General features: G+C 68.2%; 29 protein-coding genes and 1 pseudogene. 13 read left to right on the plus strand and 17 right to left on the minus strand.

All coding sequences use genetic code 11. The features are described from left to right. The first annotated feature begins 88 nt into the window (after nucleotides 1-88). Genes ACTWQA_RS33180 through ACTWQA_RS33190 form a run of 3 tightly spaced genes read left to right on the plus strand, consistent with a single transcriptional unit; the run spans nucleotide 89 to nucleotide 2,443 of the window. Entirely contained in the window at nucleotides 89-727 is a 639-nt protein-coding gene (locus tag ACTWQA_RS33180) for a GTP cyclohydrolase II (RefSeq protein WP_443162935.1), read from the plus strand. A 22-nt stretch (nucleotides 728-749) separates the two neighbouring features. Next, nucleotides 750-1,499, plus strand: coding sequence for a RibD family protein (locus ACTWQA_RS33185; protein ID WP_443162936.1), 750 nt, complete (start codon nucleotides 750-752; stop codon nucleotides 1,497-1,499). Then, nucleotides 1,496-2,443, plus strand: a complete 948-nt coding sequence (locus ACTWQA_RS33190) for an NADP-dependent oxidoreductase (RefSeq protein ID WP_443162937.1) — start codon at nucleotides 1,496-1,498, stop codon at nucleotides 2,441-2,443. Before ACTWQA_RS33185 ends, ACTWQA_RS33190 begins: the two co-directional genes overlap by 4 nt. A gap of 205 nt (nucleotides 2,444-2,648) precedes the next feature. On the opposite strand, the gene ACTWQA_RS33195 is transcribed toward ACTWQA_RS33190, so the two are convergent. Continuing rightward, nucleotides 2,649-2,885, minus strand: coding sequence for a cupin domain-containing protein (locus ACTWQA_RS33195; RefSeq protein ID WP_443162938.1), 237 nt, complete (start codon nucleotides 2,883-2,885; stop codon nucleotides 2,649-2,651). A gap of 298 nt (nucleotides 2,886-3,183) precedes the next feature. Between ACTWQA_RS33195 and ACTWQA_RS33200 the strand changes: the two genes are divergently transcribed. From ACTWQA_RS33200 to ACTWQA_RS33210, 3 genes and pseudogenes are all read left to right on the plus strand, one after another. Next, a complete protein-coding gene (locus tag ACTWQA_RS33200) occupies nucleotides 3,184-3,726 on the plus strand; it encodes a hypothetical protein (protein WP_443162939.1) in 543 nt (180 codons plus the stop codon). 102 nt (nucleotides 3,727-3,828) lie between these two features. Further along, nucleotides 3,829-4,455 (plus strand): hypothetical protein, encoded by a 627-nt coding sequence (locus tag ACTWQA_RS33205; protein ID WP_443162940.1) that lies wholly within the window; start codon nucleotides 3,829-3,831, stop codon nucleotides 4,453-4,455. 58 nt (nucleotides 4,456-4,513) lie between these two features. Continuing rightward, nucleotides 4,514-5,455: pseudogene (locus ACTWQA_RS33210) on the plus strand (Tn3 family transposase); the annotation flags it as partial. Between the two features lie 293 nt (nucleotides 5,456-5,748). Here the strand turns inward: ACTWQA_RS33210 and ACTWQA_RS33215 are convergent. Genes ACTWQA_RS33215 through ACTWQA_RS33225 form a run of 3 tightly spaced genes read right to left on the minus strand, consistent with a single transcriptional unit; the run spans nucleotide 5,749 to nucleotide 7,841 of the window. Then, on the minus strand, nucleotides 5,749-6,255 hold the full coding sequence (locus ACTWQA_RS33215) for a hypothetical protein (protein ID WP_443162941.1): 507 nt from the start codon (nucleotides 6,253-6,255) through the stop codon (nucleotides 5,749-5,751). Further along, nucleotides 6,249-7,313 carry a DHA2 family efflux MFS transporter permease subunit gene (locus ACTWQA_RS33220; protein WP_443162942.1) on the minus strand — a complete coding sequence of 355 codons (1,065 nt, stop codon included), beginning with the start codon at nucleotides 7,311-7,313 and terminating at the stop codon, nucleotides 6,249-6,251. Before ACTWQA_RS33220 ends, ACTWQA_RS33215 begins: the two co-directional genes overlap by 7 nt. 12 nt (nucleotides 7,314-7,325) lie before the next feature. Further along, nucleotides 7,326-7,841, minus strand: coding sequence for an NADPH-dependent FMN reductase (locus ACTWQA_RS33225; protein WP_443162943.1), 516 nt, complete (start codon nucleotides 7,839-7,841; stop codon nucleotides 7,326-7,328). Between ACTWQA_RS33225 and ACTWQA_RS33230 the strand changes: the two genes are divergently transcribed. Then, nucleotides 7,813-8,418, plus strand: coding sequence for a MerR family DNA-binding transcriptional regulator (locus ACTWQA_RS33230; RefSeq protein ID WP_443162944.1), 606 nt, complete (start codon nucleotides 7,813-7,815; stop codon nucleotides 8,416-8,418). The two genes, ACTWQA_RS33225 and ACTWQA_RS33230, sit on opposite strands and share 29 nt — an antisense overlap. Before the next feature lie 79 nt (nucleotides 8,419-8,497). Here the strand turns inward: ACTWQA_RS33230 and ACTWQA_RS33235 are convergent, their stop codons facing one another. From ACTWQA_RS33235 to ACTWQA_RS33270, 8 genes are all read right to left on the minus strand, one after another. Beyond that, complete coding sequence (locus ACTWQA_RS33235) at nucleotides 8,498-9,088, minus strand: recombinase family protein (RefSeq protein ID WP_443162945.1); 591 nt, start codon at nucleotides 9,086-9,088, stop codon at nucleotides 8,498-8,500. Between the two features lie 272 nt (nucleotides 9,089-9,360). Further along, nucleotides 9,361-9,528, minus strand: a complete 168-nt coding sequence (locus tag ACTWQA_RS33240; protein ID WP_443162946.1) for a hypothetical protein — start codon at nucleotides 9,526-9,528, stop codon at nucleotides 9,361-9,363. Nucleotides 9,529-9,566: 38 nt separating this feature from the next. Next, a complete protein-coding gene (locus tag ACTWQA_RS33245) occupies nucleotides 9,567-9,698 on the minus strand; it encodes a hypothetical protein (protein WP_443162947.1) in 132 nt (43 codons plus the stop codon). Nucleotides 9,699-9,756: 58 nt separating this feature from the next. After that, a complete protein-coding gene (locus ACTWQA_RS33250; protein WP_443162948.1) occupies nucleotides 9,757-10,854 on the minus strand; it encodes a HoxN/HupN/NixA family nickel/cobalt transporter in 1,098 nt (365 codons plus the stop codon). 154 nt (nucleotides 10,855-11,008) lie between these two features. Continuing rightward, nucleotides 11,009-11,317, minus strand: a complete 309-nt coding sequence (locus tag ACTWQA_RS33255; protein WP_443162949.1) for a nitrile hydratase accessory protein — start codon at nucleotides 11,315-11,317, stop codon at nucleotides 11,009-11,011. A gap of 32 nt (nucleotides 11,318-11,349) precedes the next feature. Continuing rightward, nucleotides 11,350-11,973, minus strand: coding sequence for a nitrile hydratase subunit alpha (nthA, locus tag ACTWQA_RS33260; protein ID WP_443162950.1), 624 nt, complete (start codon nucleotides 11,971-11,973; stop codon nucleotides 11,350-11,352). Next, entirely contained in the window at nucleotides 11,970-12,722 is a 753-nt protein-coding gene (nthB, locus tag ACTWQA_RS33265; RefSeq protein WP_443162951.1) for a nitrile hydratase subunit beta, read from the minus strand. Before nthB ends, nthA begins: the two co-directional genes overlap by 4 nt. Beyond that, on the minus strand, nucleotides 12,719-13,237 hold the full coding sequence (locus ACTWQA_RS33270) for a DUF1097 domain-containing protein (protein WP_443162952.1): 519 nt from the start codon (nucleotides 13,235-13,237) through the stop codon (nucleotides 12,719-12,721). The genes nthB and ACTWQA_RS33270 overlap by 4 nt, the downstream gene beginning before the upstream one ends. A 693-nt stretch (nucleotides 13,238-13,930) precedes the next feature. Between ACTWQA_RS33270 and ACTWQA_RS33275 the strand changes: the two genes are divergently transcribed. Further along, on the plus strand, nucleotides 13,931-14,998 hold the full coding sequence (locus ACTWQA_RS33275; protein WP_443162953.1) for a GlxA family transcriptional regulator: 1,068 nt from the start codon (nucleotides 13,931-13,933) through the stop codon (nucleotides 14,996-14,998). 224 nt (nucleotides 14,999-15,222) lie between these two features. Continuing rightward, nucleotides 15,223-15,552, plus strand: coding sequence for an alpha/beta fold hydrolase (locus ACTWQA_RS33280; protein WP_443162954.1), 330 nt, complete (start codon nucleotides 15,223-15,225; stop codon nucleotides 15,550-15,552). A 286-nt stretch (nucleotides 15,553-15,838) separates the two neighbouring features. Here ACTWQA_RS33280 and ACTWQA_RS33285 read toward each other — a convergent pair whose 3' ends face one another. Further along, nucleotides 15,839-16,417, minus strand: coding sequence for a helix-turn-helix domain-containing protein (locus ACTWQA_RS33285; protein ID WP_443162955.1), 579 nt, complete (start codon nucleotides 16,415-16,417; stop codon nucleotides 15,839-15,841). A 133-nt stretch (nucleotides 16,418-16,550) separates the two neighbouring features. On the opposite strand from ACTWQA_RS33285, the gene ACTWQA_RS33290 reads away from it, so the two are divergent. From ACTWQA_RS33290 to ACTWQA_RS33305, 4 genes are all read left to right on the plus strand, one after another. Next, nucleotides 16,551-17,120 carry an MOSC domain-containing protein gene (locus ACTWQA_RS33290; protein WP_443163002.1) on the plus strand — a complete coding sequence of 190 codons (570 nt, stop codon included), beginning with the start codon at nucleotides 16,551-16,553 and terminating at the stop codon, nucleotides 17,118-17,120. 14 nt (nucleotides 17,121-17,134) lie between these two features. Continuing rightward, a complete protein-coding gene (locus ACTWQA_RS33295; RefSeq protein WP_443162956.1) occupies nucleotides 17,135-18,061 on the plus strand; it encodes a PDR/VanB family oxidoreductase in 927 nt (308 codons plus the stop codon). A gap of 124 nt (nucleotides 18,062-18,185) precedes the next feature. Then, a complete protein-coding gene (locus tag ACTWQA_RS33300; protein WP_443162957.1) occupies nucleotides 18,186-19,487 on the plus strand; it encodes an MFS transporter in 1,302 nt (433 codons plus the stop codon). Next, nucleotides 19,480-20,256: a hypothetical protein gene (locus ACTWQA_RS33305; protein WP_443162958.1), complete on the plus strand. Its 777-nt coding sequence runs from the start codon at nucleotides 19,480-19,482 to the stop codon at nucleotides 20,254-20,256. The genes ACTWQA_RS33300 and ACTWQA_RS33305 overlap by 8 nt, the downstream gene beginning before the upstream one ends. 324 nt (nucleotides 20,257-20,580) lie before the next feature. Here the strand turns inward: ACTWQA_RS33305 and ACTWQA_RS33310 are convergent, their stop codons facing one another. The 4 genes from ACTWQA_RS33310 to ACTWQA_RS33325 are packed head-to-tail and all read right to left on the minus strand — an operon-like array spanning nucleotide 20,581 to nucleotide 23,931. Then, nucleotides 20,581-21,708, minus strand: coding sequence for a maleylacetate reductase (locus ACTWQA_RS33310; RefSeq protein WP_443162959.1), 1,128 nt, complete (start codon nucleotides 21,706-21,708; stop codon nucleotides 20,581-20,583). Beyond that, a complete protein-coding gene (locus tag ACTWQA_RS33315) occupies nucleotides 21,705-22,562 on the minus strand; it encodes a dioxygenase family protein (RefSeq protein WP_443163003.1) in 858 nt (285 codons plus the stop codon). Before ACTWQA_RS33315 ends, ACTWQA_RS33310 begins: the two co-directional genes overlap by 4 nt. Then, nucleotides 22,562-23,740 (minus strand): NAD(P)/FAD-dependent oxidoreductase, encoded by a 1,179-nt coding sequence (locus ACTWQA_RS33320; protein ID WP_443162960.1) that lies wholly within the window; start codon nucleotides 23,738-23,740, stop codon nucleotides 22,562-22,564. The genes ACTWQA_RS33315 and ACTWQA_RS33320 overlap by 1 nt, the downstream gene beginning before the upstream one ends. After that, a complete protein-coding gene (locus ACTWQA_RS33325) occupies nucleotides 23,737-23,931 on the minus strand; it encodes a ferredoxin (RefSeq protein WP_443162961.1) in 195 nt (64 codons plus the stop codon). Before ACTWQA_RS33325 ends, ACTWQA_RS33320 begins: the two co-directional genes overlap by 4 nt. Nucleotides 23,932-24,062: the final 131 nt, after the last annotated feature.

Here is a 24,062-nt window from a genome sequence, read left to right on the forward strand (position 1 = left end):
GGCCGAATCAGCGGCAGCCGGGGCCGGCCGGGCGGGACCACGCGGCCGGCTCTCGAACCGCACCAGATTCATCACCCCAGGAGCCATCATGCGTGACATCCCAATCCCGACCGTGCGCACCCGCGTCCAGGTGCCGTTGCTCTTTGCCGACGGCTACGCCGTCACCGCCGAGGCGGTCACCTTCCGCGGCCTCGCCGACGGCGCCGAGCACCTCGCCCTGATCCTGGGCGACCTCAGCGCGGCGGCGACCCCGCTGGTGCGGCTGCATTCCGAATGCCTGACCGGGGACGTCTTCGGCTCCGCCCGCTGCGACTGCGGCCCCCAGCTGCGCGAAGCGGTCGAGCGCATCGCCGGCACCGGAGGAGTGCTGCTCTACCTGCGCCAGGAAGGCCGCGGCATCGGCCTGTACAACAAGCTCGACGCCTACGCCCTCCAGGATCAGGGGCTCGACACCTACGAGGCTAACCTCGCCCTCGGCCTGCCCGAGGACGCCCGCGACTACACCGCCGCCGCCCAGATGCTCGCCGCCCTCGGCATCGGCACCCTCGACCTGCTGACCAACAACCCCGACAAGGCCCACCAGCTGCGCAGCCTCGGCGTCACCGTCCGGGCCACCCGCCCCACCGGCGTGCACGCCACCCCCGACAACCTCCGCTACCTCCACGCCAAGGCCGGCCACACCCACCACACCATCGCCCTGCCCCAGCTCGCCGACCTCGCCGGCTGAGCCCAGGACCCCCGCCCGTGTCATGGACGAGCCGACCCTCACCCTCGGCCAGACCGTCCCGGCGCTCCCGGACAGCGGCCGGAGCCGGCCGTACGTGGTGGCGTCCTGCGCGATGTCACTCGACGGCTACCTCGACGACGCCACCGCCCGCCGGCTGATCCTTTCCAACCCCGAGGATTTTGATCGCGTCGACGCCCTCCGGGCCTGGGCCGACGCCATCCTGGTGGGCGCCGGCACGCTGCGCGCCGACAATCCCCGGCTCAAGGTGCGCTCCGCCGAACGCCGTGCCGCCCGAGTCCGTGCGCAGCGCCCCGCCACCCCGCTCCGTGTGGTCATCAGCGCCACCGGAAACCTCGACCGGGCCATGGCGTTCTTCGACGGAGCCGGTGAGTGCCTGGTCTACGCCGACGCCGCAGGCAGGGCCCGGGAACGCCTGGGCACCAGCGCCACGGTCATCGACGCTGGGACACCGCTGGACCTGCGCGCCGTGCTGGCCGACCTCGCCACCCGTGGCGTCGAACGTCTGCTGGTCGAGGGCGGCGGAACCGTGCACACCCAGTTCCTCACCCAAGGGCTGGCAGACGAGCTCCAGCTCGTCACCGCCCCCTTCTTCATCGGCGACCCGCGCGCGCCCCGCTTCGTCGGCCCCGGGCGCTTCCTCAACGGCCCCGAACATCCCCTGCGCCTGACCGAGACCCGCGCGATCGGCGACCTGATCTACGCCCGCTACCTCACCGCCCCCACTCCCGCAAGGAAAGAGGCACAGCCATGAAGGCCGTCGTCGTGACCGAGTTCGGAGCCGAGCCCGAGCTCGCCGACCTGCCCATCCCCGACCCCGGCCCTGGCCAGCTGCTGGTCCGCCTGCGTGCCGCCGGAGTCAACCCCTTCGACTGGAAGGTCGCCGGCGGCGCGCTGAAGGGCGCCGTCGAGCACGCCTTCCCCCTCGTCATGGGCTCCGACGGCGCCGGCGTGGTCGAGCGCGTCGGCCCCGGCGTGACCCGGTTCCGGCCCGGCGACACCATCTACGGCCAGTTCATGAACCTCCCGCGCGGGCACGGCTCATACGCCGAATACACCCTGGCCGCCGAGGACGGGAAGGTGGCTCGCATCCCCGGCGGGCTGCCGTTCGCCGTCGCGGCCGCGCTGCCCACCGCCAGTGTCACCGCCTACCAGGCCGTCGAAGCCGCCCGCCTCGACGCTGGACGGGTGATCCTGATCAATGGCGCCTCCGGCGGGGTGGGGCAGTCCGCCATCCAGTTCGCCGCCCACAAGGGCGCGCGCGTCCTGGCAACCGCGACCGCGGACACGGCCGGCCACCTTCGCGACCTCGGCGCCGACGAGATCATCGACTTCACCACCGCGCCTGTCTCCGGACAGGTCCGCTCCATCCGGCCCGAGGGGGTCGACGCCGTCCTGGACCTGGTCACCGCCCCCGGTGGCGACATCGACGCTCTGGCGGGCCTCCTGGTGCCCGGGGGCATTCTCATCAACACCAACTACGCTGCCGACGTCGACGCCCTGGCCGTCCGCGACATCCGCGGCGTCAATCTCGGCAACAGCCCCACTCCCGCCGTGCTGGAGGCCCTCGCCGCTCTCGCCGACGCCGGCCGGCTCCGCGTCACCATAACGGCCGAGGTCCCGCTGGCCGACGCCCCCGCCGCCGTCGCCCGCGCCCGCTCGGGCCACGCCCGCGGCAAGACCGTCATCGTGCCCTGACCCTCTCCGAGTCGTCGACCGGGCGCCCTGGCCAGTTCGGACGCGCCCGCGGTCATCGCGCTGGAGACAGGGCTCTCGCAAGGGATTGCTGTCCGAAGCCGCTCTCGGCGACCGAACGAACGCCTAACAGCCGCGATTTAATGCCGCATTTGACACTGCTCGGCAGAGAGGGGAGCGGGATGACGGTCTGTCTCGGAAAGGCGGATCAATGGCCCGGTGACGCGCCGGTGACCGGCGAGCCCATCACCAACATCAGTCGCGCGGCACCAAAGACGCTGCTCAGCATGTGCTCCTCGCCGGAGTCGAAGTCGATGGCGTCGCCGACCTCGAGTGTCCGACCTCGCGGGCCGATGCCGAGTTCGACAGCGCCCTCCATCATAAAGATCCACTCGGTGCCGGAGTGGGATGACGGAGGTGTCGTCGTCCCGGCGGCGATGTCCACCAGGACGATTTGCACGCTGCTCGGGCCGACGGGGGTGAGCAGCGGCCGGTAACCGACGCCCGCAGTGAGTGGATGTGTGCGAAGTGAGCTGTGTCGTACGGCGGGAAAGGCGGACTGGTGCTCCCGACGAGTTCGCCCAGCGTGAGGTCGTAGGCTTTCGCCCCGCGACGACATCCACGACGTCCTCAAACCACGACCTGGGCAACCCGGGCTCGACCTGGCCAGCGCACTACGCAGCCTGTTCCAGTCGCTCAAACAGGAACGGCTCATCTTCCGCGACCCCACCCGCGGGATCACCATGGCTGCCGTCGTCCGTCTGCCCGTCCCGATCCCCACCGACCGGCTCCGCGGCCTGATCGACCGCGCTGACAGTGCCATGGCCAAGCTCGTCCTCGCCCTGGTCGCCATCCACGGCCTCGGCAAGACCGAGACCTCCCGCCTCCTCCTGGACGACCTCGACCTGCAGGCCGGGATGCTGATCGTCCGGCGGGCCCTGACCCGCCACACCGTCTACTTCGACGAGTTCACCCACAGCCTCGCCATCGCCTGGCTCCGCGAACGCCGCCGCCGCTGGCTCCGCACCGCCAACCCGCACCTGCTCCTCAGCGGGCAGACGGCCGTCATGGACACCCGCCCGCCGATCTCCAGCATGGTGATGAACGACGTCTTCAAGCCCCACGGGCTCAGCGCCTCCAAACTCCGGCAGGACCGCATCCTCGACGAGGCCAAGCACACCGCCGACCCCGTCCACCTCATGCGCGTGTTCGGCATCGGCGCCAGGACCGCCATAAAGTACGTCTACGCCGCCCACCCCGAGAAGCGATCGAGCCTGCCCCGGTAGTGATTCCGCTGGGCGATTCCTGCCCCATCTGGCCCTTCCGGTTCGCCTGTTGAGAGACTGATCTTCGTGGCAGAGCTTCCTGGGTTGCGCTCCCCGTCGGAAATGCGGGACTACCTCGTCCTCCAGGTGAACTCGGTACTGCGCCGCCCAGGGATGTATGGCGGAGAAGTGAGCGTTCGACTCGTCCTTGATCACCTGCTCCACCTCGAGCACAGCGACGAAGCCTGGGCCGAAGAACAGCGAGCTCTGGAGCTGCGCGGAGCCTGGACCTCGACCGGCGTGTCCGGGGCTTTCCGGAACTTGATCCCTGGTCCATACGAATCCGGGATGGCCGCTGTCTACTCGGAGTTCGCCCGCGCCCGCGGCTGGCTGGAGGCTGACCGAACGTTGACAAGTGCTGAGTACGACCAGATGCGAACCCAGATCCCCACCTGGGCCACACGCGACCGCTCGCTCAGCGAGGTGATCAACACCTTCGGGCCCCCTTCCGTGCTGCTGGGCGGCAACAACCCCTACTACGGCAAGACCCTCGGCTACCTCACCGAACCCACAGAAATCCCGATGATCTTCTTTCATCTGTGGAACGGCGCTGATCCAGATGCCGAGTCGACCTGGCCTCCTCGCTACGACGAAGCCGTCCTCCTGGCGGTCCGCTACGGCCCGGGCGACTTCAAAACCGGCTTCACCTTCACCCCGGAAGGCAAGAAGCGCCGTCCCACCGGCAGCTGACCCAGAACGCCGCCGCCAGCCACCCAGCTCCGAACCCGCACCACCAAGTACCCTCAACACCACATCGGCGTGTGAGTTCCCGCATGTCCACTGCCAGGAATCGACGAACCCACGCGCTTCAGGATTCGGCGGCATCGCCTACCACTACATCTCCGACACCTACGTGGCGCTGTTCTCCCGGTTCATTCCGTGCGGGGTGTGGGAGGCGGTGCACCTGATCGAGGGGCTGCTGGCCAACACCTCCGACATCCAGCCCTCCACCGTGCACGCCGACACCCAGGGCCAGAACTTCCCGGTCTTCGCCCTGGCGACCTTGTTCGGGTTCGACCTGATGCCGCGCATCCGCAACTTCAAGGACCTGATCTTCTTCCGCGCCTCGGAGAAGATCGCCTATCCGCATATCGACCAGTTGTTCGGCGAGAGCGGCCGCAACGTGATCGACTGGAAGCTGATCGACAAGCACTGGATCGACCTGATGCAGGTGGCGATCTCCATCAGCGAGGGCCGCCTGTCCTCGGCCACGCTGATGCGGCGGCTGCGGTCCAACTCTCGCAAGAACCGCATCTAAAGGCCTTCCGTGAGGTGGGCCGTAGCATACGTACAGTCGCGCTGCGGTATCTGGCCGACCCGGCGCTGCGGGCGCGGGTCACCGCGGCGACCAACAAGGTCGAGTCTTACAACGGGTTTTCCAAGTGGCTCGGGTTCGGCGGGGTGCTGGCCGACAATGACCCCGAAGAGCAGGAGAAGCTGATCAAGTTCAACACGCTGCTGGCCAATGGTCGTCTTCCACAACGCGCTGGACATCTCCGATATCGTGCGGCAGCTGGTTGCCGAGGGCTGGAGCATCACCGCCGACCAGCTCGGCCAGATCGCCCCGTACCTGCGGGCCCACATCAGCCGCTTCGGCGCCTACGCCACCGACGAGCTACGTCATCGGCCGGATCCGTTCGACCCCCTGCTGAAAGAGGTCGACTTCACCGACGTCGAGCTGGCCGCTTGATCACCCAGCCGTTGGTGCCGTCGGCCCTGGACCGGGCGGGGTTATCTACGGTGCCGCAACGGCGTCAGGCATGTCAGGAAAGTGCGTTCCCGGCGAACATGCCTGACACGTGATCTGGGGTTGTCAGGCATGTTCGTCACCTGCGGATATTTCCTTCTCGAGAATCTCACTCAGACTCGGTCGAACGTGTCGTACGTCAGCGTTTCCCTTCACTCCATGGAAAAGGCCGGCTCCGCCGAAAGCTGTGTCCCGGCCACTGTCAACTCATCTGGGATCAGTCCCGGCCTCTGTCCCTACGCCCTCACCAGGCACCTCCTTCGGCACTCCAACATGCCGGTCACTTCGAAGAGCGCTGGGTTCAACGCGGGCAAGATGCCTGGGAAGGGTAGCCACAAGCTCCACCGGATCAATTGGCGGCTCGTGCGTTCGGGTGCCGAGGATCGCATGCCGCAGATGGTGGCCACGAAGGCGACGAGGATGAGTGTGGCGGGGGTGGCGTAGCTCAGGCCGATGGTGCTGGCGAGCTGGTGGGCCAGCGGTGCACGTTCGGCCGGTTCGAGCGCGACGATGGCGGCCAAACCACCACGCCCGTCGGTGTCGAGGCCGTCGACGCGGGCGGTGATGAGCAGCGTGATGGTCGATGCGACCAGGGCGGTGCCAAGCTGGGAGAACAAGGCAAGCACGGTGGAGGCCTGGGGCAGTTCGGGTCCGTCGAGACTGCGGGTCGCCGCGACCGTGGTGGGCATCAGGGTGGCACCGGAGCCAACGCCGACCAGAATGCTCAGCGCACCGATCACCATGTAACCGGTGTCGAGGCTGAGCGCGATGCCAGAGTGATGGCGCCGGTCAGGGCGGTGCCGGTGCCGAGCATGATGACGCGGCGGGGATGGATGCGGTCAATGAGACGGGTGGCGATCTGCAGGGTGAGCCCGACGGCCAGGCCGGCGGGAACGGCGAGGATGCCGGCGACTGAGACTGGGTCTCCGCGGACTCCCTGGACGAAGGCGGGGAGGATGGAACTGGCTCCGAAGTAGCCGCCCGCGAAGCACAACGTGATCACGGCCCCCGCGGCGATCTCGCGGCGTGCCAACAACCGTACGTGCACGAGCGGGTGTGTGATGCGCAGACTGCGGCGGGCGAACCCGCCCAGTAGCGCGAGCCCGGCCAGCACCGAGACGCCCGTTGTCAGGGTGACGCGCCCCGAGTCGCCGATGGAGGTGCAGGCCAGCACCAGCCCGACGCATCCGATGGTGACCATGACCAGGCCGGGCCAGTCCACGCGTCCGTGGTCTTCGCTGCTCTGAGGGGCGGGGAAGTGGCGCAGGCACAGGAAGAGGGCGAGGACGCCGAGGGGTAGGTTGATCCAGAACAGCCACCGCCAGGAGGCTGCATCGATCAGCAGACCGGTCAAGGGTGCGCCGAGGGCCGGACCGATGAGGATCGGCAGCCCGACCAGGCTCATGATCCGCCCCCGGTAGTCCTTGGGCACTGAGCGCAGCGCGATCGCTATCCCGAGGGGGTTCAGCACACCGCCGCCCATACCCTGGAGCACCCTGAAGGCGATCATAGTGTCCACGTTCGGGGAGAACCCAGCAGCGACCGAGGCGAGGACGAACACCGTCAGGCCGGCGAGGTAGACGCGGCGATCTCCGAACCGGCCGGCGAGCCACCCGGTCAGCGGGATGACCGCGATCAGCCCGAGGATGTACCCGGTGGTCATCCAGGCGCCTCGGGGCAGTGTGGTGTCCAGGTCGGTGACGATCGCCGGCAGGGCGACGATGGTCACGGTTGTGTCGATGATGACCAGCAGTCCGGCGAAGGCCAGGACCAGTCCGATGCTGCGTGCGCGCGTATCCATGCGGAGTCTCTCTCAGGCGGGGAAGGGACGGTTGGTACGGGCGTCGGTGAGCACATCGGACCACCAGCTCAGCTCTGCCAGGGCGCTGGTCAGGGCCTTGGTCACGCTGTCGGCGGGCGCGTAACGGCCGGCGTCGTCCAGGTTCTCCCACGGGGCAGGCAAGCCCATGCATCGGCGGGTGGTGATCATGTTCAGCTCGGCCAGCACTCCGCGCAGGTGCTCGATTGCGGCGTGCCCGCCCTGGACGCCGTAGGCGACGATCGTGGCGGGTTTGAGCTTCCACTCCCGGTAGTGCCAGTCGATCAGTCGTTTCAGCGAGGCAGGGTAGGAGTGGTTGTACTCAGGCGTGATGAAGACGAACGCCTCGGCGGCCTCGATACGTTCGCCCACTGCGGTTTCCGGCCCGCCGCCGGGGTAGAGCTGGCTGTCGTCAGGCAGCGAAATCTTGGTCAGGTCGATCAGGTCGACCTCGACGCCGCCGGTCTGGTCGAGGGCGGCGATGACCCAGTCGGTGATGGTCGGGCTCATCCGTCCGTCGCGGACGCTGGAGGAGATCACCGCGATCCGTATCCGCGTCGGCGCCGAGGTGGTGGATGGGCTGCTTGGGTGCTGTGTCTGTGTGGTCACAGCCATCACCCTGAGGGTTAAACATATGTTGAAGTCAAACCGGATCGGGCATAGCGTGGAGTCCATGACGCTCACCACACCGCGACCCGCTCCCCCTCTGGCCGTTCCTGCGGGCGGGGAGTTCACGGTCGGCGACGTCGCCGCTGAGAGCGGCGTGGCGCCCTCGGCCGTTCGGTTCTACGAGAAGTACGGCGTGATCATCGCGGTGCGCACCTCGGGCAACCAGCGCCGTTTTGATGAGTCCGCGGCCTGCCGCATCCAGATCGCCAAACTCGCCCAAGGCGTCGGCCTGACCGTCCGGGAGATCGCCGACCTGTTCGCCGATCTTCCCGCCAACCCCGAGCTTGACGACTGGGGTCGGATCGCCGATCAGCTGATCGCCGAAGCGGAGGGTCGCGTGGCACAGCTCAAGGCCTATCTCGCAGAGATCGAGACCGGTAACAAGCTCTGCGATATCGGGGCGAACCTCGACACCTGATCCCCCGGACCTGACCCTGGGCCGGGCGACTCCGCCCTCGTTCGGTGTCGCGGGTAGTGGTCGATGAGCGGCGTGCTCCTCAGGGAGTTGGGGGCTGGTCAGTGGGGTTGCCCTCGGCACCGGCTGCGAGGGTTTTGTGGACGACGCCGACGGAGACCTTCACCCCGGCGGCGATGGTGCGGATGGATTCCCCGCGCCGGCGACGGTCGAGGATCGCGGCGCGTTTGTCGTCGTCGACCACAGGGCGGCGGCCTCCGACCCTGCCTTGCTTTTGGGCGGTCTCCAGGCCGTTCCTGGTCTTGCGGACGATGTCGCGGCGGCGGTCCTCGGCCAGGGCAAGGGCCAGGTCGAGTATGAAGGAGCGTTCGGTGTGCTCGCCGGCGGCGATGCCCTCCAGCACCTTGACGCCGATGCCCTGCTGGAACAGGTCGTTGAGGACGATCAGTCCTTCCAGGAGGTTGCGGCCAAGCCGGTCGACTTCCTGGACGGTCAGCAGGTCGCCTTCGCGGATGTAGGACAGCGCGGTGAGGAGGTCGGGCCGATCATAGGTGGCGAGCTTGCCGCTGGCCTTCTCCTCGATGACCTTCAGGCAGATCGGATCGAGGGCGTCGTGCTGCCGCTGGGTCTTCTGCTTGTCGGTGCTGACCCGGACCAGTCCGATGAGCGCCATGGCGAAGCGCCTCCGTTCATCAAACGTCACGCGCGAGGTACCTGAACGGTAGCAGGGGACGGCCGAAGATGAACGGCAAAATGAACATCCGAACCAGACACGGCGCACGGAGGTCCCCGTTCGGCCGCGTGTCCTTGGTTGCGTTCGTCAAACGGTCGTTAGATGAACGCGCCGGACCCGGCTACAGAAGGTCGTCTGCGTCTGGGATCCACCGCGCCCGGATCTGGCGGGCGGCATCCAGCGCGGCCCGTCCTGCCACCTGGCCGGACTCGTCATAGGTGGTGTAGCTCGACGTAGATCGCGGCTTGGACGGTCTTCCACTCCTCCTGGAGTTGTCGCCGGGTTATCCCGTGGTACCGCTCCAGCTCTTGGTGGAACCGGCGGGTCTGGCGCAGCAGGTCCTCGTAGGTCGCCACGGCCGAGTCCGGTGTCTCGTTCATGGCTTCCACGTTGCCCACGCTCTGTTCCGCCACGCTGGTCAGATCTCGGCGGCATCCAGGTCGCGGATGCCGCCGGGCGCGAGGTCGGGCATGGCGAAGGTGTAGGCGCCGTGGACACCGAGGTGGGAGTGGACGACTGTCCCTTTCTCCCGTACTTGGTCTGCCCCCATCCATACGCCTGGCAACCGGGGACTACGAGCCGGCACCCTGGTTCACCGGCACCAGACCTCAGGATCGCTGGGGTGCTTCGCCGGCGGCACCTTGCCGGTCGCCGTACTTCTCGGCGAGTCCGCGGTAGCGCCAGATGGCGGCGGCGGAGAGCCAGGAGGCCGCGAAGACGGCGACGACGACGTAGCCGAGCAGTTCGAAATGGTCGGCCAGGGAGGCGTAGGCGGCGAGAAGTCCCCCGGCTCCGGTGGCGTCGGCAACGAGCCTCGCGAGGTAGACACTGGCGATGAACGCGGCGACGGCCACGGTCATGCCGGTCGTGGCGATGTTGTAGTAGAGCCTGCGGGCGGGGCTGCGGTACGCCCATGAGTACAGGCGTGTCATCAGCATGCTGTCGGCGGTGTCGAAGGCAGTCATTCCGGCGGCGAAGAGCAGCGGGAGGGAGAGGACAGCGAGGGTGGGCAAGCCAGACTCGTGGACGGCGGTGCTGGCGGACAGGGCGAGCAGGGTGATCTCACTGGCGGTCTCCAGGCCGAGGCCGAACAGGATGCCGACCGGGTACATGTGCCATGAGGAGCGGATCAGCGCCCGGGTGCGGCGGCCGAGGAGGCGGTTCATCAGGCCTCGGTTGAGCAGTTGCCGCTCGAGCTCGTCTTGGTGCAGCCGGCCCTGCGTCATACGCCGCCACAGGCCGACGATGCCGGTCAGCACCATGAGGTTGAGTACGGCGACGAGCAGCAGGAACAGCACGGCCACGATCTGCGAGACCAGGCCGCCGACATGGCGGAAGATGCCGATGTCCGAGCCGGCGTGGCCCGCGGCGAGCGCGACGACGAAGGCGAGGGCGAGGACCACGGTGGAGTGGCCCATGGCGAAGAAGAAGCCCACGCCGACGGGTCTGCGTCCGCGTTGCAGCATCAGTCTGGTGGTGTCGTCGATGGCGGCGATGTGGTCGGCGTCGAAGGCGTGCCGCATCCCGAGTGTGTAGGCAAGGGTTCCGGCTCCGGCGAAGGCCCCGGCCCCGGCCGGGCCGCTGGCGTAGAAGAGGTACAGGCTCCATCCGATGACGTGCAGGGCGGCGATGACGCCGACGATGCCCGTGATGCGCAGCCGTTCGGCGCGGGTCCATCGGCCGGCGGTGATGGTTGTTGTGGTCACACACATTCCTTGGCAGGGGCACCGCGCGGTGCCGTCGTCAGCAGCGAGAGGGGAGGAGGGCCGCACCCGCTGGTGGGGAGGGAGCCACGCGCGGGTGCGGCCCTGGCGGACGGGCCGGAACGGGGCGTCCTGGTGGTCCGGGCCTGGGAACGGGTTACGCCTCGAGTAGGGCGCGCATCTCGTCCTGTCCGACCAGACCGTGCTCGATCAGTACGTGTTCGAGCGCCGCGAGCCAGTGCTCGTAGTACTGCCACCTGCCCTGCTCGGCCGCTGGGGCGGACTCCCATACGCCGATGGCGGCGATGAGTCGCTGCTGGAATGCGTCCCAGGGGTAGTGGCCGAACTCCGACAGGGCGACGGCGACGCCGAACGCCCGGCGCTGCCAGTCGGCGTCGAAGGTGGGCGCGTTCATGTCGGTGACGCAGGTTTCGTGCAGGGGCGCGGTGGTGGCGGTGGCCTCCATGGGATTCCCTTTCTCTGGTGTCCGGGTGCGGCTCAGGCGGCGGGTGAAGGAACCTCGGCGATGCCGATCATCGATTCGGTGGTGACCAGGGCGGCGAGTTCCTCTTCAGTCATGCCGCCGGTCCCGGCGGGCCGCTGCGGAACGACGAACCAGCGAGAATGACCGCTGCTGTCCCACACCCGCAGTTCGACGGACGGGTCGAGGTTCAGGCCGATCTCCTTGAGCACCACACGGGGCTCCCGGGCCGCGCGGGCGCGGAAGGTCGGGTCCTTGTACCAGTACGGCGGGAGGCCGAGCACGGGCCAGGGGAAGCAGGAGCACAGGGTGCAGATGACCAGGTTGTGCACTCCGGGGATGTTGGCCACGGCCTGCAGGTGCTCGCCTTCGGCGCCGGCCATGCCGACGGGCAGGTCGAGTTCCGCGACGGCGGCCGGCGTGTCCTTGACGAGCCGTTCGGCGAACTCCGGGTCGGTCCAGGCACGGGCGACGATCTTGGCTCCGTTGAGCGGTGTCATGTCGGTCTCGAAGTAGCCGAGCACCTTGTCGACTGTGGCGCCGGTGATCACGCCCTTTTCGATGAGCAGGGCCTCCAGCGCCCGGACGCGGGCGGCGTTGCGGGCTTCGCGGTCTTGGGGGTAGCCGAACTGTACGGTCACTGCTGTTCCTCCGTGGCGGGGGTGAGGTAGGCCTGGTAGAGCTCGCCGTAGAGCACTGCGCCGGGCTCGGCGAGCTCTCCCCAGATGTCGGTGGGTTCGAAGCGGACGGCGTAGACGGGCATCGGCTCTCCGATACCGTCCGGGCCGGTGGAGCAGAAGTAGCCGTAGTTGCCTTCGAAGACGCGCTCCACGGTGCCGGTGCGACCGCGCAGATTGCCCGGCAGCCGGGTGTGTTCGGCGGGCGGCACGTCCTTGACGGTCACCCGGTCGCCGACGGCGAAGGCCGGGGACCCAGCCGGACCCTGGCGGGGGGAGTCGCCCTCGCGCAGGTAGCGGATGACCTGGTCGTCGATGCGTTCGTCTCCGCCCTCAGGCAGTGCCAGTCCCAGATCCTGGAGGTACTCCGCGGCCTTCGACTCCAGCTCCTCCGCAGTGATGTAGCCCTGGGAGACGAAGAACCCGCTGATGCCGCCGAGCCACTTCTCGTAGTAGCGGTACTGGAAGTAGGCGAAGGGGTGCATCGCCTCGGCGCCCTTGCGCAGATCCGCCCAGGTCCAGACAGAGGAGAAGGCAGTGGGCACGTCCTCGATCGGGTACTGGGGTACCGCCTCGCCGAGATGGGCGCTCAGACCCATCATCGCCACGTGGATGCCGAAGATGCGCTGCTCCCAGTCCTCGACGAAGACGCGGGGTTCGCAGTCGACGGGGCCGAGGTTTTCCAGGCCTCCCAGGTGGTGCTGTAGTTTCATGACTGCCCTTCCGGGGTCGGCTCGACGGCGGGGCGTGCGGTCATCGTGGCTCCCCAGTACTCAGAGGCGATGCCGAACACCGCGCCGAGGACCATGGACAACGCCGCGACGAGCGCCGGGTTGCTGATGGATGCGGTGGTGATGCCGTGGCCGGTGGCGGCCACCGTCCCCACCGTGGAGGCGAAGCCCCACACGATGGCCGGGATCTTCGAGAGCAGGGGGATCTTCGAGGCCTGCACCATGGCGGCGCTTCCCACACCCACGGCGACGGCGGCGACGGCGGTGCCACCGCCCAGCGCGTGGATGACCAGCAGCGTCAGCGAGGCGATGACGATGCCGGTCAGGTTCGAGGCGATCGACCTCACCATGCCGTCGGTGCCGGCCCCGAGGATGAAGAAGGAGGCCCAGGCGATGAAGATGACCCAGACCGGAATGGTCAGGACGGTTGCGGTCATCAGCGTGGCGACTCCTCCGAGTACGCCGATGCTGATCGACAAAGCATCTAGTTGGCGCATGACCAAAAGACTCCTCTGACGCCGAGTTCTGACGGCTCGGCGGAATTCGTGCCCGAACACGGGCAGGCAACAATTGATCCGCTGAGATGCGGAAGAGAATTGAGTGCCCTGACGGGAAGGGGTTCGCTAAAGGCTCGATCGGCGGTGCCGAATCCTGCACTTCGAGCGCTTCGATTCGGACGTGGATTTGGCGCTTCCTCGGCTCCGGCCGCCGCGTAGGCCCCGGTGGGGAACCTGGTCGCAGACGCCTTCGGTGCCGATTGTGTCGGCTCTGACGTGGGAAGACACCAATAGGTTCCAGCGATTTTGTTTCACGCGAGTTAAAGATGCTTGAACAAGCTATTTCCGGCATTGACTTCCACTGTCCTGTGAACTAGAGGCAGGAAAAGCCGCCCAGGCCTGCCGGTGAGGCCATGGGCGGCTGCAATGTCGATATGAGCACTGGACCGATCAGGTCTTCGTGCGGTTAATATTTCTTCCCATCGGGTCGCCGGAAACGCGACGCTTTCACTGACAGCTCGAAGCGATCGGTACCATCCATTCCAGGAACTCGGATCCCGGATTCCCTGGCCGATTCGCTCGGCCTCCACGTTCCCCTCCTGGGGGGACAGGAGCCAAGGGCTGCAGCGGACACACGATCCACGATTTCGGACACGACGGGTAGCCCCGCACGCCCCGGGAGGAGGACGCACCGTGAACCGGAGCATCGCGGCCGCGGACAGCGGCACCGAACGGACGATGGTCTTTGTGCTGTACGACAAGGTGACGCTGCAGGACGTGGCGGCGCCGCTGGAGATCTTCGCCCGGGCCAACGACTTCGGGGCCCGCTACCGGGTGCTGCTGGTCTCGCCCATGGGCCAGCCGGTCGGGACGACCGCGTTCACCCGGCTGAGCGCGGACATTCCAGTGGCCGACGCCCCCGACTCCATTGACACCCTCCTGGTGCCGGGAGGTGTGCCGGCCGACTTCACCTTCGCCCCGGGCACGCACGACATACCGGAGGAGCTGACCCCGGACACGGTCCCCGAGGCACTGGCGGCGGTCCGCGAACTGGCGCCCCGAGCGTCGCGGATCGCCTCCGTCTGCACGGGGGCTTTCGTGCTGGCCGCCCTGGGGATGCTGGACGGACGCCGGGCGACGACCCACTGGGCGCACTGCGCGCGGTTCGCCCTGGAGTACCCCCGCGTCATGGTGGATCCGGACGCCCTCTTCGTCCAGGACGGCCCCTTCGTCACCGGCGCCGGGATCAGCGCGGGCACCGACCTGGCCCTGGCCATCGTCGAGAACGATTACGGCACCGACGTCGCCCGCAGGGTCGCCCGGTGGATGGTCGTCTTCCTGCAACGTCCGGGCGGACAGGCCCAGTTCAGCGTCTGGTCCAAGGCGGGCGCGCCCACCACGCGCGGCCTGCGCCAGGTCCTGGACGCTGTGGTCCTCGAACCCGCCGCGGACCACTCGACTGCCGCGATGGCCGCCCGCGCCGCGGTGAGCGAACGCCATCTGGCGCGGATGTTCCGCGACGAGGTGGGTATGACACCGGCCCGCTACGTGGAGCAGACCCGGCTGGAGGCGGCCAAGCTTCTCCTGGTGACCGGCGACGAAAGCCAGGAGTCCGTCGCACGGCGTGCCGGCTTCGGTTCTCCGGAGACGATGAGACGGATCTTCCGTCGCAACCTCGGAGTCTCGCCAGGCAGCTACCGCACCCGGTTCCGCACCACCGGCATCGACCCCCGGGAGTCGGAGTCCGGCCGGCATGGCTGATCCGGCGATGTCCTCGCCCGGCCCACTCCCGCGACGGCATCCTTCCCGGGACGGCGTCGAGACCGATCGCTCAGCGGGTTCCAGTGACGACGGTCGATGTGGGGGCGAGGCAGTGCTCGTCACGCCTTCCTTGCCGCCGTGGTCGCCGCTGCGGGCGCGGTTTGGGGCCTAAGCAACGGTCAGTTCAGGTTGTGGAAGTCGGGCTGGGCGGCAGGTGGACCGTCATGATCACGTTGCAGGCTCGTTCAACCCGCAGGCACTGGCCGCCGAGGCGTCCCCCGGTGGCGGAGGTGAACCTCGACCAGGCGGCCGACCTGCTGGTCTCGCAGATCAAGCAGCTCGGCCGCGGCCGCCCGGTCACGGTGGTCGCCCACAGCATGGGCGGCACCGTGCTGACCCGAGCCGCCCAGCAGGCACCCGAACTCGTGGCCCACGCGGTGCGCCTGACGGCTTTCATGCCCGCCTCCGGCATCCCGGCCGTCGCCTACATCCAAATGCCTGAGAACGCCGGCGACCTCGTCGCACCGCTGTTCCGCGCCGACCCGGCCCGATAGGAGCGATCCGGCTCGACACCGGAAGGGGTTGCTGTCCGAAGCCACTCTCGACGACCGAACGAAGGCCGTGCTGGCCACGTCGGCCAACGTCAACCACCACGAAGCGCATTGCTATCCGGTGGCTGTTTCGTCGGCCTGCGGACGTTAACAGCCGCGATCATCACCGGTGTTCGCGGTGACAGAGCTGCCACCGCGAACACCACCGAAAGCCCGGCGAATGAATGCCGCATTTGACATCGCTCGGCAGAGAGGGGAGCGGGACGGCGGTCTGTCTCGGAAAGGCGGATCAATGGCCCGGTGACGCGCCGGTGACCGGCGAGACCAGCACCAACATCAGTCGTGCGGCTCCAGAGACGCTGCTCAGCATGTGCTCCTCGCCGGAGTCGAAGTCGATGGCGTCGCCAGCCTCGAGTGTCCAACGTCGCGGGCCGATGCCGAGTTCGACAGCGCCCTCCATCATAAAGATCCACTCGGTGCCGGAGTGGGATGACGGAGGTGTCGTCGTCCCGGCGGCGATGTCCACCAGGACGATTTGCACGCTGCTGGGGCCTGCGTGGGTGAGCAGCGGCCGGTAACCGACGCCCGCAGTGAGTGGATGTGTGCGAAGTGAGCTGTGTCGCACGGCGGGGAAGGCGGACTGGTGCTCCCCGACGAGCTCGCCCAGCGTGAGGTCGTAGGCCTTCGCCAGCTGCAGGAGCACCCCGAGTGACGGAGCGCGTTCCCCACGCTCGATACGCGACAGGTGGGCGGCGGACACCCCGCTCGCCTCCGCGACGCTGCTCAGGCTGAGGCCGCGACTGCGACGGTGTTCCGCGATCATCCGGGCCGCGAGGCCCTCCAGGTCCTCGGCGTGCGCCTGCGACATCGATCTCCTTCGGCCCTGCGTTCGGATGATATCGTTGCCTATTGGCAAAGTAGGCATCGTTTCAGCTCATTTTAGTCCGATCCAGCCGGTACAGGAGTGGTACCGGCGCCGAGGGATGTGAGGACCGATCGTGATGGACGCAGAGAGGCGTGACGAGGTGGCCGGCCAGCCATGGCTCGGAGAGGTCCGGGCGATTTACGCAGCCGAGGGCGCCGGAGTGGAGATGCACGCGTTGTCGGCGGCGCGTCTGCTGGCCGGGGTGGGCATAGAGGGCGACAGGTATGCGCTCGGCACCGGCCACTACTCACACCTTTGGCACCCGGACCGTCAGCTCACCCTGATCTCCCAGGAGGTGATCGACGGCCTCGCCCACGCCCTTGGCGAACCGGTGGACGGGGTGGAGTTGCGACGCAACATCGTGACCAAGGGCGTCCCGCTCAACTCTCTGGTCGAGCGGTGCTTCGTGATCGGGGAGGCTGTTGTCTACGGAGGCAGGCTGAATGTGCCGTGCCGTTATCTTGAACGCTTGATCGACAAGCCCGTGTTCGAGCCGCTTCTCGGCCGGTCAGGGCTCAACTGCCGCATCTTGCGCGGCGGCACGATACGTCCAGGAGATCTGATACGTCCGCTGCCGCCGGGAGAGGACACCGGGATCGAGATACCCGTGGCCGAGCCGGCCGAGATCGGCGGCGGTGCCGAATGAGTGTGCGTCTGTTGATGGCCGCGCGGCTGCAGGCGGACGCGTGGCCGGCGCCGGGGGTACGCGAGCTCACCCTTGTTCCCGTTCACCGTGAGGCGTTCCCGCCGTTCGTGGCCGGCGATCATGTCCAAATCCAGCACCGGAACGGGACCCGACGCGATTACTCGCTCATCGGGCCGGAAGGCGACTCAACGGCCTACCGGATCGCCATCCGCCGGGACGAGCACGGCCGCGGCGGCTCAGTCCTGTTCCACGACGATCTCGCGATCGGCGACATGCTGTTCGTCTCGTACCCGCAACCGGGTATGCGCATCGATCCGACGGTGTCGCACCACGTGTTCGTCGCCGGAGGTATCGGTATTACGGCGATCCTCGGCCTGCTGGGCGGGCTGCCGCCTGGTGCGTCCAGCGAGATCAGGTACTGCGTACGGCGTCGCGAGCACGCTGCCTACCTCGACGTGCTGCAAGGGACGGGCGCCGATGTGGTCGTGCACGAGTCGTCCGCTGGAGACCGGCTCGACCCGCGTGAGCTGGCGGCTGAGCTCACCGGTGACACGACGCTGTATTACTGCGGTCCTGAGGGGCTTATGGCCGAGATGGCCCAGGCGACCACCCATCTGGAGCCGGAGCGAGTGCGCTGCGAGAGCTTCACCGCCCGGGCGAGCGCATCTGGCGACAAGCTCGGTGACGCGTTCGACGCATGGCTTGTGCTGTCCCGGCGAGCAATTCACGTCGGTGCGGACGAGTCTCTGGTTCAGGCGATGGTGCGGGAGGGAGTGCCGGTCGACTATTCGTGCGAGGGTGGTGCCTGCGGTACCTGTGTGCTTGACGTGGTCGGCGGCGACATCCAGCACCGCGACCTGTGTCTGACCGACGACGAGCGTGCCAGGTCCATGGTCGCTTGCGTTTCGCGCGGGGAAGGGGCCATTTCCCTTCTGGCCTGACCAGCGGCGGCAGCGTTTTACCCGTCCGCAATACGCGGCAATCGGCCGGCAACGCAATGACCGTACTTTGCCAATTGGCAAAGCCTTGCCTGGTCTTCCCCTCCGATCGCGATTGGACCGGCCCATGACCGACACGCTCCCGTCCACAGGCAGGACACAGGACAGCACCCGGCGCATCAGACGCGTGGTAGCCGCCAGCACGGCGGGCAGTACCATCGAGTGGTACGACTTCATGCTGTACGGCACGGTCGCCGCGCTGGTGTTTCCCACACAGTTCTTCCCCGCGAGTGACCGTCTTGCCGGGACGCTGCTCACTTTCTCGACCTTCTTCGTCGGGTTCGCCGCGCGCCCGATCGGCGCGGTCATCTTCGGGCACCTGGGCGATCGGATCGGGAGGAAGTCCGCCCTCATCAGCACGTTGATGCTCATGGGGATCGGCACGGTCGGAGTCGGGCTCATCCCGGGTTACCACTCGATCGGACTGTGGGCCCCTGTCCTCCTCGTGCTCATGAGGACCCTTCAAGGTATCGGGATGGGAGGCGAGTGGGGTGGCGCCGTCCTCATGGCCACTGAATCCGGTGACCCGAAGGGACGTGGTTTCCGCGCCGCGTTCCCGCAGGCCTCAGCCATGCTCGGGGTAGCCCTGGCCAACACGGTGGTGCTCGCGGTCAGCAACCTCGCCGGAGAGGCGTTCGTCAGCTGGGGCTGGCGACTGCCCTTCCTGGCCAGCATCGTGCTGGTCATCCTCGGATTCTGGATGCGCAACGGTATCTCGGAGACGGCGGACTTCGCGGCGGCCAAGGACGCGGGGGCGGTCCGCCGCGCCCCTGTCCTCAGCGTCGTGCGGTCGTATCCGCGAGAGATTGTGCTCGGTCTGTTCCTGAAGGTCGGCGAGATGGCCGCGGTGTTCGTGTTCATCACCTTCGTCTTCGCCTACGGCACCTCGATGGGCGGGTTCGGCCGCGGCCTGCTGCTCGGACTCGTCGCGGCAGCGGCGCTGCTCTCGGCCTTGATCATGCCGCTCATGGGCTCGCTCGGTGACCGCTTCGGTCCCCGCCGGGTCTACCTGGCCGGCGCCGCCGGCACCGCCGTCATCTGCGTCGTCTACTTCGCGGCCATCAAGAGCGGCAACCCTGCCATGGCGATCCCGGTGATCCTGGTTTCGCTTGTGCCGTACGCGGCCATGTTCGCCAGCGAAGCGCCCTTGCTCACCGGGCTGTTTCCTGCTCCGGTACGCTACTCGGGCAGCTCCCTGGCCTTCAACCTCGCCGGGATCATCGGGGGAGGGCCCGCGCCTTTCATCGCCGCTGCGATCGCGGGCAGCTTCGACTCTCCGTTCGCCTTGAGCGCCTACCTCCTGGTGACCGTGGCGCTTGGCGTCATCGCGACAACCCTGCTCGGCCGCCGGGAGAGGCAGCATGCCTGACGACCAGCCCACATCCGCCGAGGTGCTCATCATCACGCCGCAGGACGCCCCCTTCCTGGCCGGCTCCGCCGCCGACCCCTCCGTCCACGATGCCGAACTCGCCGGGATCGAGAGTGCGAACCTGTTTTCAGACCTTGCCGATCCACGGCACCCCCTGTTGCACCGCACGCTCGCCCGGCTCCCACTCGCCGCTGGCAGGGAGTCACCTTCGGTCGTGGCACTGACCATCGGTTACCTGTCGCGTTACCAGGGCGAGTTCGCCGCCTCCAGTGAAGCAGTGGTCGTGTCTTCACCGTTGCTGGCGGTGCCGACCCTTCTGGCGACCATCGCACCGGACCGGGCGATCCTCGTGATCTACGCGGACTCACAACTCGCGTCGACCGCCGATCTGCCTGGCGTCGCCTTCAAGGACCGTGACCGCCTTCTCGTCGCCGGGTTGCAGGGACCGGGGCCGTTCCGCCGCGCCGTGATCGACCGAGCGGCGCCGTTCGACGCCGTAGCCGTCCTCGAGCAGATCCAGGGCGTCATCACCGAGTTCGCAGCGGCACACCGAATCGGCGCGGTCGTGCTCGAATGCGGAGAAATGGCCTCCATCGCCGACGGGCTGCGCGAGCGGATCACGGTTCCGGTGGTCGACTACCACGCCCTCATCGACTTCTTCCGAGGAACGATAGGCCGGCCCTCATGCTCGACCAGGGCCCGCTCGCGCCCACGCAGATCGATCCCATACCTGGGCGGGAGCCGGAGATCGGCGGGTGACTCTGGTTGACAGGTCGGTGAGGTGCTCGGTTGGCGAGTCGCGCAGCGCGATCTTCATTGCCCCAGCGGCCTTTCTCGGCGGCGTGCGGCTTCGAGGCGCCCGGTGTAGCGACGACGGTGTCGCCGTAGCAGGCGGTGAACCGCCCCAGCACCACTGGGGGACCGTGGCCCGATGTGTGTCGGCGATCTCGCGCAGTCCGTCGATCATCGCAGCGGTGTGATCCAGGGTTCTTGTCGGACGGGCCGGGTCATTGTTCTGCGGCCGCAAGGCGGATCTGAGTGGCTCCACTCGAACCCGTCCCGGCCGTGGTGCCGTCTCGCAGATCAGCACCACCTACCTCTGGAGGTCCGTGTACGCGTCAATCGGGGCGGCGCGGACGATGGCACGATCCCGGTTGGCCGGTGCGCTGCCGTCAAGGGCTGCTCGCAGGAGCGTTTCGAGGTCGTCGCGGGTGGGGGTGCGGGGGTTGGCGTAAGGCTGTGCGAGGACTTGGTCGATGACCTGGGGCAAGTCGGTGTCACGGAGTCCGAGGTCGGCGAGTGTGCGGGGCGCGCCGACTGCGGTGCCCAGGTCGGCGAGGGCCTGGGCGGGGTCATCGGTCCCCAGGGCTTGGCAGAGGGCGTTGTGCGCGGCCGGGGCCGCGGGCAGGTTGAAGGCCGCGACGTGCGGTAGCACGACGGCGTGGGTAGGCGCGTGTGGCAGGTCGAAGGTGCCCCCCAGGACGTGGCAGAGCTTGTGGTGCAGCGACATCGTCGTCGCCCCCAGGCAGGCGCCGCACAGCCACGATCCGCGCAACGCCAGGGACCGGGCGTCCCGGTCGGCCGGGTCGGCCGCGATGGCGGGCAGCGCCGCCGCGAGACAGCGGACGCCTTCCTGGGCGAGCAACGTGATGATCGGGGACGCGTCGGGTGCGTAGATCGCCTCCACGGCGTGGGCGATCGCGTTGATGCCGCTCGTCCCCGACAGCGACGGGGGCAGTCCCAGGGTGAGCTCGGGGTCGTAGAGCACGCTGCGCGGCAGCACCGCCGGGTCGCGTCCGGTGCGTTTGCGGTTGTTGTCGGTGATGCCCCAGATTGGGGTCATCTCGGAGCCGGAATACGTTGTGGGGACGGCGACGACGGGCAGGCCGGTCTCGAGCGCGATGGCCTTGCCCAGCCCGATGGTGGAGCCGCCGCCCACGGCGACGCACCCGTCTGCACCCACACGGCGGGCGTGCTCGCACGCCGCAGCCGAGGTGGTGGCCGGGACGTGCATCCGGGCCCCGGCGAACACCCCCGCCGCATGGTGGCCGAGCAGGCCGGCGACGCGCTCGGCCAGCTCATGCTGCTCCGGCGTGGACAGCACGAGGAGCCGGCGCAACCCCAGCCGGGCCACCTCTTCGGGCAGCTCGGCGAGCTGTCCCGGCCCGAACCGCACCCGCATCGGCAGGGCTTCGTAGATGAAGGTCTCGGTGGAGGTCACAAGCGCTCCTGCAGGACGATGTCGAACCGCGCGTGGATGAACGGCGTGGCGACCCCGAAAGCCGCCGCGGCGCTCTCGTCGTGGGATTCGGTGAAGTCGACCACCAGGCTCTGTTTCACCGCGAAAACGGCGTCGGAGTCCACGTATGGGCTGCCGGCCACGAACGCATGCGTAGTCAGCTCCTCGTACCCCGGAGCGGTGACCAGGAAGTGGATGTGCGCCGGGCGGTAGGGATGCCGTTCAGTCGCCTCGAGCAACCGTCCCACCGGGCCATCGGTCGGGATCGGGTAGTGACTCGGAACCACCGTGCGGAACCAGTAGCGGCCGTCGTCGTCGGTGGTGAACAGGCCGCGTCCGTTGCCCGGCGGCTGGAGGTCGGGCTGCTGCACATCGTAGAAGCCCTCCTCGGTGCACTGCCACACATCGACCTGCGCCCCGCCCACCGGCTCGCCGGCACCCCCGGTGACCCAGCCGGACACCACACACCTACGCGCGCCCCCGATGAGGTCGATCGAGTCGCCCAACGCCCGGGGAGGCGATTCGGTCATGTGAAACGGGCCCAGCACCGTGCCGGCGGTCCCGGTCTGCTGGGCGTTCACCGTCTCCACCAGCATCGACACTCCCAGCACATCGGACAACAGGATGAACTCCTGCCGGGTGTCCGTACACGTCTGGCCCACCGCGGTCAGGAACTCGATCGCCTGATTCCACTCCGCCAGCGACGGCCGCACCTCTCGCACGAACGCATGGAGATACCGCGTCAGGCTCTCCAGCACCGCCCGCAACCGCGGGTCCCGGGTGTCACGGAAACTTTCCACCACCGTCGCGGTGGCCGATTCCACGGAGAAATCCATCACGCCGCTGTCTCCTTGTGATCCTCATCGCGGTAGTGGGCACCGAGTTTCTTGAGCTTGACGATCGGTATCCGGTGGTTCACCGAAGCCGAAGCCACAGGGCGCCCGTCGCGGCACCACTGCAGCAGGAAGGAGCGTCGTGCCGGGTCGCCGGCAAGGATCGTGGGTGCCTCGTTCCCGGGGATGTCTCCGCTGATCTTGATGTCGAGCCCGAACTGTTCGGTCCAGTAGTAGGGGTCGTGCCGCGGAGGTGTGGCCGCCTCGCCCTGCAGGAGCGTGACAGCCGCGGTCTGGGCTTGCCGGACGGCGCTGGTCCAATGAGGGCTGCGCCGCAGCGCACCATCCGGTGTCCTGGTCACGGTAACGTCTCCGGCGGCGACGATATAGGGCGTCACCTGGCATCGAGCATCGACCACGAGGCCGCCGGCGAGCGGAAGGCCGCTGTCGGCCAGCCATTCGATGTTCGCCGTATCACCGACAGCGGAGACGATGACGTCAGCGGACAGCCGCCGATCTCCGCAGTCCACACCGGACACCTCGCTCTGCCCCAGCAGGTCGATGCCGCCTGGTGCAAGGACAAACCTCACTCCGCGTTCCCTGGCGGCGTCGAGGACGAAACGGGACAGCCAGCCACCGAGCAGCCGCCGCAGCGGCGGGTCCCGGTCGACGACGGTCACGCCGAGTCCACGGTCGACACAGGTGGAAGAGACTTCCATCCCGAGGTATCCGGCGCCCACGACGAGCACGGAGGTCGCGGTCTGGAGGCGATCGGCAAGGCTGGTCGCATCGTCAAGGGTGCGGACTACGTATTCCCCGGTCTGGCCAGACGCTGCCAGCCGCCGAGCCCGTGCCCCGGTGGCGATGATCAGCCCGTCGTAGGGCACCTCCTCGCCGTCGGCGAGCACGACCCGACGCTTCTCGGCGTGAAGCCTGGCGACCGGGGCGTCAAGCCGCACGGTGATGTCGTCACCGAGTGCGGGGAGCGCTGTGGAGTCCGGTGTCTCGCGGCCGGAGAGAACGCCCTTGGACAGCGGCACCCGGGTGTACGGGGCGTGTGGCTCCTCGGAGAGCAGGGTGATCTCGCCGTCGAAGCCCTGGACGCGGAGGGACTCGGCGGCGGTCACCGCGGCGATCGAGCCGCCGGCCACCACGACGCGGCGAAGCGGGCCGGCGGTCATGACTGGATGCGGAGGGCGGCGACGGGACAGACGCGGGCCCCGGCCTCGGCCTTGCCCCGCAGCTGGGCGGGGACGTCCTCGAACAAGAGATCCAGCTCACCTTCGTGATCGAGCTGATAGATCTCCGGCGCGGTCTGCTCGCACAGGCCGTGACCCTCGCAGCGGTCGCGGTCCACTTCGATACGTGTCATCTCATGTCTCCAGTGTCGGTGTGCAACGAAGCAGGCAGGTTTGCAGGCCGCGGCTCGGCGAGCGCGACCCGCACGCCGGCGTGGCGGGAGATCACCCAGGCCGGGCGACTCGTCAGGCCGTACCACCGGCC

The sequence above is a fragment of the Nonomuraea sp. 10N515B genome (genome assembly GCF_052245915.1).
Taxonomy (GTDB): domain Bacteria; phylum Actinomycetota; class Actinomycetes; order Streptosporangiales; family Streptosporangiaceae; genus Nonomuraea.